Origin of the sequence: Aeromonas sp. QDB11 (genome assembly GCF_027705265.1) — a bacterium.
Lineage (GTDB): Bacteria > Pseudomonadota > Gammaproteobacteria > Enterobacterales > Aeromonadaceae > Aeromonas > Aeromonas allosaccharophila.
Map to the genome: position 1 here is coordinate 23,429 of NZ_JAPDBM010000050.1, position 12,853 is coordinate 36,281.

Consider the following 12,853-nt stretch of genomic DNA (forward strand, 5'->3'; position numbering starts at 1 on the left):
TATCTCCTCTAACCTGCCGCAAAAAAATCGCGGAATCATACAACAAAAGCTGCCGCTTGTAGAGCATTTCCGCGCAAAAACGCGCAAACGATTTCCTTTCTGGTTTTTCACCGCCACTGTTAGAATACGCCCCGAATTTTACCCTCCACTTCTTTACATGACGGGGAATACGCGTGACTGACAAAACCTCACTGAGCTACAAGGATGCTGGCGTAGATATCGATGCCGGCAATGCACTGGTTGAACGTATCAAGGGCGTGTCAAAGCGCACTCGTCGTCCTGAAGTCCTTGGTGGTCTTGGCGGCTTTGGGGCCCTGTGTCAAATCCCTGCGGGCTACAAGGAGCCGGTACTGGTCTCCGGTACCGATGGTGTGGGCACCAAGCTGCGGCTGGCCATCGACCTGAAGAAGCACGACACCGTGGGCATCGATCTGGTGGCCATGTGCGTCAATGATCTGATCGTACAGGGCGCCGAGCCGCTGTTCTTCCTCGACTACTATGCGACCGGCAAGCTGGACGTGGACACCGCGGCCGCCGTGGTCACCGGGATCGGTGCAGGTTGCGAGCAGTCAGGCTGTGCTCTGGTCGGCGGCGAGACCGCCGAGATGCCGGGTATGTATGAAGGGGAAGACTACGACATCGCCGGTTTCTGCGTCGGTGTGGTAGAGAAGAGCGAAATTATCGACGGCAGCAAGGTCGGTGAAGGGGATGCATTGATCGCGCTGGCCGCCAGCGGCCCCCACTCCAACGGCTTCTCGCTGGTGCGCAAGATCCTGGAAGTCTCCAAGGCCGACGTACATCAGCCGCTGGGTGACACCACTCTGGCCAACGCCCTGCTGGAGCCGACCCGCATCTACGTCAAGCCGGTACTCAAGCTGATCAAAGAGTGCGAGATCCACGCCCTCTCCCACATCACCGGCGGCGGCTTCTGGGAGAACATCCCCCGCGTACTGCCCGCCAACACCCAGGCAGTGATCGATGAGCAGAGCTGGCAGTGGCCGGCAGTGTTCAGCTGGCTGCAGCAGGCTGGCAACGTCACCCGTCACGAGATGTATCGCACCTTCAACTGCGGTGTCGGCATGATCATCGCCCTGCCCGCCAACCAGCTGGAGAAGGCGCTGACCCTGCTCAAGGCACAAGGCGAGAACGCATGGCACATCGGCCACATCGCCAAGGCAGCCGACGGTGAGGAGCAGGTCGTCATTCAATGAATGACCGGATCAACAACCAAATGACCTCCCCTATGAAACGCATCCTGGTGCTGATCTCCGGCAGCGGCAGCAATCTGCAGGCGATCCTCGACCACTGCACCAGCGGCAAGATCGCCGGTGAGGTGGTCGGCGTCATCAGCAACAAGGCCGATGCCTATGGTCTGGTTCGCGCCAAAGAAGCAGGCGTGGCGACCTCCATTCTGGCCCAGCAGCAGTTCGCCAGCCGGGAGGAGTATGACGCCGCCCTGCTGGCGCTGATGGCAGACTATCAGCCAGATCTGGTGGTGCTGGCCGGATTTATGCGGATATTGAGCGGTGATCTGGTGCGCCATTTCGCCGGGCGGATGATCAATATCCACCCCTCCCTGCTGCCCAAGTATCAGGGCCTTCACACCCACCAGCGCGCTATCGATGCCGGTGACAGTGAACACGGCGCCAGTGTCCACTTCGTCACCGAAGAGTTGGACGGGGGCCCGGTGATCCTGCACGCCCGCGTGCCCATCTTCGAAGGGGATGATGCTGATGAGGTGGCGGCACGGGTACAGGCGCAGGAGCACAGCATCTATCCGCTGGTGGTACGCTGGTTCTGCGAAGGCCGGCTGCAGATGGTAGATGGTGCCGTGCAACTGGATGGCACCCTGCTGGGTCCCGCTGGTTACGCCTGCGAGTAACCGCTAACAACTGCATGTCAGATGCAACAAGGGAGGCTCAGGCCTCCCTTGTCATTTCTACCTATCTGCACGATGGCAGCGGTCAGGTCCGATTACGCGGCTAAGCGACCCTACACCGGATTGTCGATATCGATAAAGGTGACATCCAGCCCGTGCACGGTCGCCAGCCACTCCCCCAGCGCCTTGACGCCGTAACGCTCTGTGGCGTGATGGCCAGCGGCGTAGAAGTGCATCCCCATCTCGCGGGCGGTGTGGATGGTCTGCTCGGAAGCTTCGCCGGAGATAAAGGCATCGATACCCTGCTCTGCCGCCAAATTGATGTAGCTCTGGCCACCGCCGGTACACCAGGCCACGGAACGGATAAGCTCGGGGCCGGTATCGCCGCAATAGAGTGGTTCGCGGCCAAGGCGCTCGGCAATCAGCTTGGCAAAGTCGGCTCCGCTCATCGGCTGCTCCAGCTTGCCCACCATGGCGACACTCTTGCTGTTCCACGGCTCCAGACCCCGACGTACCTTGATATCCAGCAGCTTGGCAAGCTGGGCGTTGTTGCCCACCTCGGGATGGACGTCCAGCGGCAAATGGTAGGCAAACAGGTTGATATCATGGGTCAGCAGGGTCTTGAGCCGACGCTGCTTCATACCGGTGATCTGGGCCGGTTCACCGCTCCAGAAGTAGCCGTGATGGACCAGAATGGCATCGGCTTCGGCAGCCACCGCCGCGTCGATCAGCGCCTGACTGGCGGTGACACCGGTCACCACCTTGCAAATGCGCTCGCGCCCCTCCACTTGCAAGCCGTTGGGGCAGTAATCCTTGATGGCGTGAGGTTCGAGCAGATGGTTCAATACGGTTTCGAGTTTTCGATGAGAGATCATAAGGGTCCCTTATTAAGGCTCGGTCCCCTGCTTTACCAATAAAAACAGGGCCCAGGCTCAAAGCGCCAAGGGCCCCATGATAATCGAGCCGGGCCGCCAAGACCATGACAGCCCCCACACAGTGCGGTTTCCCTCCCGGCCTCAGGCGGGCAGGTCGATCCCCGCCTCCCGCATCTGGGCCAGCTTGTAGCGCAGAGTGCGCGGGCTGATGCCGAGCCGGTCGGCCACCGCCTTGCGGCTGCCGTTACAATCTTGCAGGGTATCGAGGATGATCTGATGCTCCTGCTGCTTGAGCTCGCTGCCGAGCCGGTCGCCGCCATAGCTGCGATCCACGCTGACAAACTCCATCTCCTGCTCGTCCAGCTCCTCCAGAATGAGGTGATCACAGTCAATGACCCCGTCGGGACTGAGGATCAGGGCGCGCTGTACCACGTTGTCCAGCTCCCGCACGTTGCCGGGCCAAGGATGGGCCAGCAGCCGCTCCCGCGAGGCGTCCGTCAACTGTGGTGTCGGCAACCCCTGCTGACTGGCATGAAGCGCCAGCAGGTGTTCCGCCAGCGGCAGAATGTCGCCGGGCCGCTCGCACAGGGCAGACCAGCGCAGCGGGAAGACGTTGAGGCGATAGTAGAGATCCTCGCGAAATAGGCCATCCTGCACCGCTTTTTTCAAATCCCGGTTACTGGTGGCGATGACCCGCACATCCAGCGGGATCATCTTGCGACTGCCGAGCCGCTCCACCTCTTTCTCCTGCAACACCCGCAGCAACTTGGCTTGCAGCCCCTGATCCATCTCGGTGATCTCGTCAAGCAGCAGGGTGCCCCCCTGCGCCTGCTCGAACTTGCCGGGGCAACCCTGCACTGCACCGGTGAAAGCCCCCTTCTCGTAGCCAAACAGGGTCGCCTCCAGCATGTTCTCCGGAATGGCGGCGCAGTTGATGGCGACGAAAGGCTGCTCGGCGCGGCTAGAGTTGTCGTGAATGTAACGGGCCAGCACCTCTTTACCGGTTCCGCTCGGGCCGGTCACCATCACGGTCGCTTCGCTTCTGGCCACCCGGGTCGCCAGCTGGAACAGCTCGGCGGTTTTGGGATCCCCGTAGACCACGGCTCGCTTCTCCACCTTCTGGGCGGGCACGTAGCGGCTGACCTGATTGAGCAGCACCTCCGGCGAAAACGGCTTGGCCAGATAGTCGATGGCCCCTTCGCGCATGGCACGCACCGCGCCATCGATGTTGGCGTAGGCGGTCATCAGCAGCACAGGGATCTGCGGATATTGCTGGCGGATGGTGGCCAGCAAGGTAAGACCGTCCATCCCCCCCATCTGGATATCGGAGATCACCATGTCAAATGGCTGACGGGAGAGGGCCAGCAGAGCCCGCTCGCCGCTGTCCGCTTCACGGCACTCATAGCCCCCCAGTAACAGGGTATCCACCAGCGCTTCGCGCAGGCCATTGTCATCTTCAACTACCAGAATCCTGGCCTGTGTCATGCTACACCTCCCACAGCCAACAGCTCTAGCTCATCGACATTAATCGCCAACGGCCAGCTGGCCCCGGCTAACAACCTGGATCCGATATGGGTCATGCTACACCTCCAAGCTGCACCGGTTGCTGATGCAGGGGGAACGACAGAGTAAAGCAGGTGCCTTCACCGGGAACCGAGGCCACACCGACCTCCCCCTGATGGGCACGCACTACAGATTGCACCACCGCCAGCCCCAGGCCAGTGCCCTGGGAGCGAGTGGTAAAGAAGGGTTCGAATACCTGACCGAGCTGATGGGAAGGGATCCCCTTGCCATTATCGATGACTCGCATCTCCACCCGGGCACCGCAGCGCACCGCGCTGACCAGCAGCGAGGTGGCCCCTGCCTGCTGGGCATTGGCAATCAGGTTGTTGATGGCCCCCGCCAGCGCACTGCTGTTGGCCAGCAGACAGAGATCGGGCTCCGGCGCCTCCATGTGCAGCTCGCAGCCCTGCTGCTGGCAGAAAGCCTCGGCACCAGCCTGCACTTCGGCCAGCAACCCTTGTACCGAGATGGGGGTGACCACCTGATTGTCGCCATTGCGGGCGAACAGCAGGATGTCGTTGATCTGCTTCTCCAGATCCTGCAACCGGGCCATCAGTTTTTGCTGAAACTGAGTGCGGGATTCCGGCTTGAGGGTGCGGTTGGCCAAATTGGCGGCATAGAGCATGGCGGCAGAGAGCGGCGTGCGGATCTGGTGGGCGAGCGAGGCCGCCATATTGCCCAGCGCCGACAGCCGCTTCATATGGTTGATGCGGTCTTGCAGCTTGCGGGTTTCGGTCAGGTCGTTGATAAAGACCAGCTGGCCGGGCTGATCCGGCAGCGGCTGGGTCGAGAGCTGCACCCGGCGCCCGTCACGCAGGGAGATTTCGTGGCCATCATCCTCGCGCGGCTCGAAGCAGCGGGCAATGATGTGGCGCCAGAGCTCCCCTTCCAGCGGCTCCCCCAGCAGGGAGATGGCCGCCGGATTCGCGCGGGTGACCACCCCGGCCCCATCAAGCAGCAACACCCCGGTGGGGAGCGCCTTGAAGATGGCATAGAGCTGGCTCACTTCGTGGGACTGGAGTGGCATGTCCTGCTGCTGGATTGTCATAAACCTGACCTCAAACTGGCTATTGGGTCAGGTTATTCAATTTCCATGCCACTAAATTATGTGAATTAAAACAATGAATTGCGTGCTAGCGTCAAGGCTTTGACCCTTAGACGTCCTTGCTCATCCCGTACTTTTTCATCTTCTCCACCAAAGTGGTACGGCGCATGCCGAGCAGATCGGCGGCGCGGGCCACCACCCCGTCCTGAGACTCCAGCGCCTGACGGATCAGTTCCACTTCGAGGTCGGCCAGCATCTCTTTGAGGTTGACCCCCTCCTCCGGCAACTGCATGGTGCGAGCCGAGGCGAGGGAGTGATCCAGCTCGGGCGGATCCTGAAACACCGCCGCCAGCGCATCCCGCTCATCCATCTCGGTCAGCCGCTCATCCCGCGGCTCGCTCGGCAGCAGACGATAACGGCTCGGCAGATCGGCCACATCGACGATCTGGTGCGGGTAGAGGATCAACAGCCGCTCCAGCAGGTTGGATAGCTCGCGTACGTTACCGGGCCAGGGGTACTGCATCAGTGACTCCAGCGCCCGCTGGGTCAGCCGGATAAAGCCGTGGTGCTGCTCGGCATGGCGATTGAGCAGCTCCTGCAGCAGCAGCGGGATGTCGTCGATGCGATCCCGCAGCGGCGGCGTCTCAATGGGGAAGACGTTGAGGCGGTAGTAGAGATCTTCGCGGAAACCCTGAGTGCGGATCATCGCCTCCAGATCCCGGTGGGTAGCCGCAATGATGCGCACATCGGCCTGAATGGGCTTGCCGCCACCGACCCGGTCGAACAGCCGCTCCTGCAATACCCGCAGCAATTTGACCTGCATCGGCATCGGCATATCGCCGATCTCGTCGAGAAACAGGGTGCCCCCCTGCGCCAGCTCGAACCGACCGCGACGGGCCGCGATGGCGCCGGTAAACGCCCCCTTCTCGTGACCAAACAGTTCGCTCTCCAGCAATTCGGCCGGAATGGCGCCGCAGTTGATGGGCACGAAGGGGCCACTGCTGCGGGAAGAGAGTTCGTGGATAGCGCGAGCCACCACCTCTTTACCGGTGCCGGACTCGCCGAGGATCAGCACGTTGGCGTCGGTCTCGGCCACCTGGCTGATGAGGCGGCGCACCTCCTGGATCCCCTTCCCCTTGCCCACCAGCAAGCGCAGCAGGGCCTGACCCTTGTCATGGGTCTGCTGACGGGGATGCAAGGAGACAAACGCCTGACAGAAGTGCAGATGACGGGTGAGGGATTCATAGGTAAAGGGCGAGAGCACGACCCCGATGAAGTTGCTGTTGGGCAGATCGGCCTCAACCAGCGAGAGGAATGGGGTGCGAGGGAAGGCAGCCAGCAGCTCTGACAAGGGACGGTCGATCAGTTCACCCACCAGCACCCCTTGCAGCGGACCGGAGGATTCGATAGCCACATCCAGATCGCCTTGCGCCACCTCTTGCCACGGGATCCCCATAAACGAGAGCACGGTTCCCAACTGTTGGCGCCGCTGCGCATCGGCATCAACAATCAACACGCCCATCTCCACCATATCCATTCCTCGCGATGTCCTGATCTAACTTATTGTTTTATTTGGTCATAAAACGCGGTTGGGCGACGTCATGACCGGCACAAAGTGCCAAAATTCCGACACATTGTCAAAAATTGTCGTATTCAGGCTAAGTGTATCGACAGAAACGGGAGATTAGATAAATTTTGCCGAGGAATTTTCTGCATGCAGCGCCGCCCATAAACGCCGCCCATCGCACAAAGAAAACTGCCCTCGTCAGAGGGCAGCATGCGACACGGTGAGGGGCACTCAGTGGTGGTTATGGTGGTGCGGCGCCGCGTAACGACACTCGGGAAAACGGCTGCAGGCCAGAAAGAGTCGACCGGCGTGGGGGCCTTTTTTCGCCTCCCGCTCCACCAGCGGCGCATCGCAGCGGGGACAGTGGTGTACCTCGCGCTCCTCGTCATCCTCCACGTCGGCGAACAGGCCATCGACCAGCTCACCCTCACTCTGTGGCATCTCCACCATCCCCCTGGAGTGGATGGCAGGCTCGTGGAACGACGCGGGCGAGATGGCCTCGGCATGGGCAGTACGGCCACGCATCCCGGCACCGACATCCACGCCGTCCAGCAGCAGAGGGTTGAACGTCGGCTCGCGACGCGCCCCGTGCGGCAGATCCTCTGCCAGCGGTTCGCTGGTTTTGACCAGCAGCGGCAGGATCTGTTCGCGCAGCTCTTCCACCAGATAGCTGGCACTTGCCGGGATCTGCAGCAACGGCAGACAGGCGCTGTCGCAGGCGGTTTTCAGAAAGAGATCCCGCGCCTTGCGCTTCTGGTGACGGTGAGAGCTGTCATCAAGCTCGATGGCACAGATAAAGGAGAGATCCGCGGGGTGGCAAAGCAGATAGTCGAAATGCTTGGCGCTGATCTTGTTGAAGTGCTGCTGCCATTTGCTTTTGCCGATCCCGGCCTGCGGCGTCAGCACATCGGCCACCCGCACTTTGGCAAAGACCCGGGCCTTGTCACCCACCGCCAGATCCAGCACCCCGAGGAACGATCGCTCGGCGGGACTGAACAGGGTCTCCTGCACATCATAGGGCAGGCGCTTTTGCTGTCTGCCTCTGCTCCAGAAGATCGCCAGCACAAGCAGCGCCAGCAACAGCAATCCCGATACGACAAGGGTATTCATGAGAGCACGATCCAGTTCACAACACGAAAGGGGAACCACTTTACCACAGCCGCCACGGCGCAAGGCAGCAGACAAGCGTATGGAAAGTGTAAAAGTCCCGTCTTTTTATCTATTTGCCCGCAGGCGGGGGTTCATATGACCAGCCACAGCAGGCACAATGGGGATCGAGCCAGAGTTCCAATTTCAAGGAGAGCAGGATGCAAAAGCAATTGGTGGTCACCGTGATCGGTGCAGACAAACCCGGGATCGTCGAGAGTCTGGCGGCCGTCATCAGCCGCGAGCAGGGCAACTGGCTGGGCAGTGCCATGAGCGAACTGGCGGGCCAGTTTGCCGGTATCCTCCATGTCTCCGTGCCCGATGAGCACTATCGCAGCCTGTGTGAAGCGCTGGCCCTGCTGCCGGGTCTGACCATCAGTTTTGCCGAAGGCACCCCCACCGCCGAACCGGCCCATCAGGTAATGATGACGGTGACCGGCAACGACCGTCCCGGTATCGTCCACGAAGTGGCCAGCATCCTGCGCCAGCTCGAGATCAACGTGGCCGATCTCACCACCGGCTGTGAACCGGCCCCCCACTCCGGCGCCCCGCTCTTCTATGCCCACGCGCTGGTTGCCCTGCCCGACGGGCTCGCCATGGATGACCTGATCACCGCGCTGGAGTCCCTCTCCGACGATCTGGTGGTCGACATCGACGAGGCGTTCAGCGAGCAGTAACCATCTTGTCATTTATTTGTCATATATTAACGCCATAACTGCCGCGCAGACGCGACCTGAAACAGAGGCACAACATGAGCACCGACAAGCTGTATGAAGAGAAAGAGCTGAGCTGGCTCTCATTCAATGAACGGGTGTTGCAAGAGGCAATGGACAAGACGGTGCCCCTCATCGAGCGGGTCCGTTTTCTGGGGATCTTCTCTTCCAACCAGGATGAGTTTTTCAAGGTGCGGGTGTCGGACGTCAAGCGCCGCATTCTGATCAACGAAGTACATGGCGGCGACGATGAAGCCAAGGTGCTGCTACGCGCCATCCAGCAGAAGGTGATGGCGCTTGGTGAGGCGTTCGACAACACCTACAAGGAGTTGTTGATTGCGCTGGCCCGCCACAACATCTTCCTGGTCAACGAGAACCAGCTTTCCGAGGCGATCCAGAAGTGGTTGCGGGTCTTCTTCAAGGAGAAGGTGCTGCGCCACATCATCCCGATCCTGCTCAACAAGGAGGTCAATCCGGTCAAGTTCCTCAAGGATGAGTACACCTATCTGGCCGTCGAGATGAAGAAGAACGGTCAGGTGATCCAGTACGCCCTGGTGGAAGTGCCGACCGATGACCTGCCCCGCTTCTTCCAGTTACCGCCGGAAGGCACCCGCCGCAAGAAGCAGATCATCATTCTGGATAACGTTATCCGCTTCTGTCTCGACGAGATTTTCAAGGGCTTCTTCGACTACGACGAGATTGCCGCCTATGCGGTGAAGCTGACCCGGGATGCCGAATACGGACTCTCCGACCAGCTGGACTTGAGTCTGCTGGACAAGATGAGTGACGGCTTGAAGCAGCGTCTCACCGCCATGCCGGTGCGCTTCGTCTACGAGCGGGAGATGCCCGCCGCCATGATAAGCTTCCTGAAACTCAAGCTGCAGATCAGCAGCTACGACGCCATCATGCCGGGCGGGCGCTACCACAACTTCAAGGATTTCATCGGCTTCCCCAACGTGGGCCGTGACTATCTGGAAAACCCCAAGCTGCCGGCGCTGGATTGCCGCGATTTTGACGGCTTCGTCAACGCCTTCGATGCCATCACCAAGCAGGATATTCTGCTCTACTACCCGTACCACAAGTTCCACCACTTCACCGAGCTGGTGCGCCAGGCGGCGTTCGATCCGGCGGTCAGCGCCATTCGCATCAACATCTACCGGGTCGCCAAGAAGTCGCGGATCATCCACTCCCTCATCGATGCCGCTAACAACGGCAAGAAGGTGACCGTGGTGGTCGAACTGCGCGCCCGTTTCGATGAAGCGGCCAACATCGACTGGGCCAACATCCTCACCGATGCCGGAGTCAAGGTGGTGTTCGGGGTGCCGAGCCTCAAGATCCACTCCAAGCTCTGCCTCATCACCCGCCACGAAAATGGCGAGCCGGTACGCTACGCCCATATCGGGACAGGCAACTTCAACGAAAAAACCGCCAAGATCTACACCGACTTCTCGCTGTTGACCCGCAATCCGGATATCACCGCCGAAGTAGAGGGAGTGTTCGAATACATCGAATATCCGTATCGGCGCTACAAGTTCAACCACCTGCTGGTCTCCCCCATCAACAGCCGCCGTCAGCTCTATCGTCTCATCGATAACGAGCTCTCCAACGCCAAGGCGGGTCAGCCGAGCGGCATCATCCTCAAGATCAACAATCTGGTGGACAAGGATCTCATCAACCGCCTCTATGCCGCCGGTCAGGCGGGGGTGCCAATCCAGATGATCATCCGTGGCATGTGCGCCCTGCGTCCCGGCGTACCGGGCCTCAGTGACAACATCAAGGTGATCAGCATCATCGACCGCTTCCTTGAACACCCGCGGGTGATGGTGTTCCACAACAAGGGCAACCCCCAGCTCTATATCTCCAGCGCCGACTGGATGAGCCGCAATATCGACGGCCGGATCGAGGTGGGTACGCCCATTTATGATGAGCGGCTCAAGCAGCGCATCATGGATATTCTCGAGCTACAACTGAGTGATACCTGCAAGGCGCGGGTGATCGATGCCGACCAGAAGAACGAATATGTGAAGCGGGGCAACCGCCGCAAGATCCGCTCTCAGGTGGCGATCTACGACTATCTCAAACGTATCGAGTCAAACAATGGACAATAGTCTCTATGCCGCCGTGGATCTCGGCTCCAACAGTTTTCACATGGTGATCGCCCACCTGAGCGAAGGACGTTTTCGCATCGTCGATCGCATCAAGGAGCGGGTGCGTCTGGCCGAGGGGATGGATGAGCAGAAACGCATGACCCCGGAGGCGATGGAGCGCGGCCTCGCCTGTCTGTCACTGTTTGCCGAGCGGCTCACCAATATCAAGCCGGACCAGATCCGCATCGCTGGCACCTACACATTGCGCCGCGCCAGCAATGCCCGCGAATTCGTCAGCGAAGCGGCCAAGGTGCTCAACCACCCCATCGAGATCATCAGCGGGCAGGAGGAGGCGCGCCTCATCTATCAGGGGGTCGCCCATACCCAGCACATCGAAGGTCAGGTGCTGGTAGTGGATATCGGCGGCGGCAGCACAGAGCTCATCATCGGCGAGGGGTTTGATCACAAGGCCCTCACCAGCCGCAAGATGGGGTGTGTCAGCTTTACCCAGAGCTTCTTTGCCAGCGGCAAGCTGAGCGAGAAAAACTTCAGCAATGCGGTGCTGGAGGCCCAGCACCAGCTTGCCCCCATCATCAACCAGTATCGCAAGCTGGGCTGGCAGAGCTGCCTTGGCAGCTCCGGCTCCATTCGTACCGTGCGCGATGTATTGCAGGGCGAGGGCTGGACCGATGGCAGCATCACCCTCGAGGGCTTGGAACATCTCAAGGCCGTCATGATCGAGCGCAAGCGGGTCGATAACCTCAAGCTGGCGGGGCTCACCGAAGAGCGCCAGGAGGTGTTTGCCGCCGCGGTCGCCATCCTGCTCGGACTGTTTACCTCACTGCCTATCGAGCGACTGGACTACTCTGACGGCGCCCTGCGTGAAGGGCTGCTCTACGAGTTCGAGGAGCGCTTGCAGCACCACGATATCCGCGAGCGCACCGCACAGGCGCTCGGCACCCACTACCGGATGGATCGCAAACAAGCCGCCCGGGTGGAACAGAGCGTATTGACCCTGTTCGATGCCTTGCAAGAGCCGTGGCAGATGGAAATAGAGCCCTATCGCGCCATCCTCGGCTGGGCAGCGCGGCTGCACGAAATTGGCCTTGCCATCAACTACAGCGGCATCCATCGTCACTCCGCCTACATCCTGCAACACACCGACCTGCCCGGCTTCAACCAGGACGATCAGGCCCTGCTGGCCGCGCTGGTACGCTTTCAGCGCAAGGGGCTCAAGCTCTCCGAGCTGCCGCCCCTACCCAACCATGACCTGCAGACGGTACTGCGCTGCATCCGTATTCTGCGCCTCGCGGTGGCCGCCCACCACAAGCGGCAGGACAACCTGCTGCCTGAGTGGAAAGTCGCAGTGCAAGGCGATCAGCTGGTCGTGACCCTGCCGATCGACTGGTGCGAGGATAACCGTCTCTTGATGCAGAATCTGGAGAAGGAGCATCGTTATTGCCAGGAGCAGGGCTGGCCACTGTTGTTCCAGCTCGGCTAAACCGGAAAGATAAATGCAAAAGGCAGCCCACTGGCTGCCTTTTGCATATCAATCTGCCCGTTACTGCAACTCGGGCAACAACCACTTGGCCATCTCGAAGTAGATGATAAGGCCGGTACCATCTACCAGCGTCGCGATGAACGGCGCAGAGACCACCGCCGGATCGATGCGGAAACGGCGCAGCACCATGGGAATAATGGACGCGACCGTGGCACTCCAGAGCACAATGGCGATGATGGTAAAGGTCACCACCATACCAATCTGGGGGCCTACCCCAAGGCTCCAGGCCCGGATCCAGGCCGCAACCGCAATGGCCGCAGAGATAAGCAGACCGGTGGAGAGCTCCTTTTTCAGCACGGTGCCGAGATTGCGCAGACTCACCTCTCCGACCGCCATAGCACGCAGGGCGGGATCGCACTTTGTTAATGAAATTTGAACAGGCAGATCGTCTGTGATCTAATCGCGTCTCCATGCAGG

General features: G+C 60.3%; 10 protein-coding genes and 1 pseudogene. 5 read left to right on the forward strand and 6 right to left on the reverse strand.

What is annotated here, in order from left to right; all coding sequences use genetic code 11:
* Positions 1 to 173: 173 nt before the first annotated feature.
* The gene (gene purM, locus OKC40_RS16030) at positions 174 to 1,211 is read left to right on the forward strand and encodes a phosphoribosylformylglycinamidine cyclo-ligase (protein WP_163128310.1); all 1,038 of its coding nucleotides are present in this window, start codon (positions 174 to 176) and stop codon (positions 1,209 to 1,211) included.
* 32 nt (positions 1,212 to 1,243) lie between these two features.
* Positions 1,244 to 1,882 carry a phosphoribosylglycinamide formyltransferase gene (gene purN / locus OKC40_RS16035; RefSeq protein WP_182939323.1) on the forward strand — a complete coding sequence of 213 codons (639 nt, stop codon included), beginning with the start codon at positions 1,244 to 1,246 and terminating at the stop codon, positions 1,880 to 1,882.
* 110 nt (positions 1,883 to 1,992) lie between these two features.
* On the opposite strand, the gene OKC40_RS16040 is transcribed toward purN, so the two are convergent.
* From OKC40_RS16040 to OKC40_RS16060, 5 genes are all read right to left on the reverse strand, one after another.
* Positions 1,993 to 2,754 (reverse strand): Nif3-like dinuclear metal center hexameric protein, encoded by a 762-nt coding sequence (locus OKC40_RS16040; RefSeq protein ID WP_442865904.1) that lies wholly within the window; start codon positions 2,752 to 2,754, stop codon positions 1,993 to 1,995.
* Positions 2,755 to 2,895: 141 nt separating this feature from the next.
* A complete protein-coding gene (locus OKC40_RS16045; RefSeq protein WP_058053733.1) occupies positions 2,896 to 4,239 on the reverse strand; it encodes a sigma-54-dependent transcriptional regulator in 1,344 nt (447 codons plus the stop codon).
* Between the two features lie 91 nt (positions 4,240 to 4,330).
* Positions 4,331 to 5,365, reverse strand: coding sequence for a sensor histidine kinase (locus tag OKC40_RS16050; protein WP_182939321.1), 1,035 nt, complete (start codon positions 5,363 to 5,365; stop codon positions 4,331 to 4,333).
* 106 nt (positions 5,366 to 5,471) lie between these two features.
* A complete protein-coding gene (locus tag OKC40_RS16055; RefSeq protein WP_182939320.1) occupies positions 5,472 to 6,893 on the reverse strand; it encodes a sigma-54 dependent transcriptional regulator in 1,422 nt (473 codons plus the stop codon).
* Between the two features lie 267 nt (positions 6,894 to 7,160).
* Complete coding sequence (locus OKC40_RS16060; protein ID WP_182939319.1) at positions 7,161 to 8,039, reverse strand: DUF2726 domain-containing protein; 879 nt, start codon at positions 8,037 to 8,039, stop codon at positions 7,161 to 7,163.
* A 197-nt stretch (positions 8,040 to 8,236) separates the two neighbouring features.
* Here OKC40_RS16060 and OKC40_RS16065 point away from each other — a divergent pair, with 197 nt between their 5' ends.
* The 3 genes from OKC40_RS16065 (at position 8,237) to ppx (ending at position 12,376) form a co-directional block, all read left to right on the forward strand.
* Entirely contained in the window at positions 8,237 to 8,752 is a 516-nt protein-coding gene (locus OKC40_RS16065) for a glycine cleavage system protein R (RefSeq protein WP_033138700.1), read from the forward strand.
* Between the two features lie 74 nt (positions 8,753 to 8,826).
* Complete coding sequence (gene ppk1, locus OKC40_RS16070; protein WP_111806616.1) at positions 8,827 to 10,896, forward strand: polyphosphate kinase 1; 2,070 nt, start codon at positions 8,827 to 8,829, stop codon at positions 10,894 to 10,896.
* Positions 10,886 to 12,376: an exopolyphosphatase gene (gene ppx, locus OKC40_RS16075; protein WP_270795938.1), complete on the forward strand. Its 1,491-nt coding sequence runs from the start codon at positions 10,886 to 10,888 to the stop codon at positions 12,374 to 12,376. Before ppk1 ends, ppx begins: the two co-directional genes overlap by 11 nt.
* 60 nt (positions 12,377 to 12,436) lie before the next feature.
* On the opposite strand, the pseudogene OKC40_RS16080 reads toward ppx, so the two are convergent.
* Positions 12,437 to 12,781: pseudogene (locus OKC40_RS16080) on the reverse strand (magnesium transporter); the annotation flags it as partial.
* Between the last annotated feature and the right edge of the window lie 72 nt (positions 12,782 to 12,853).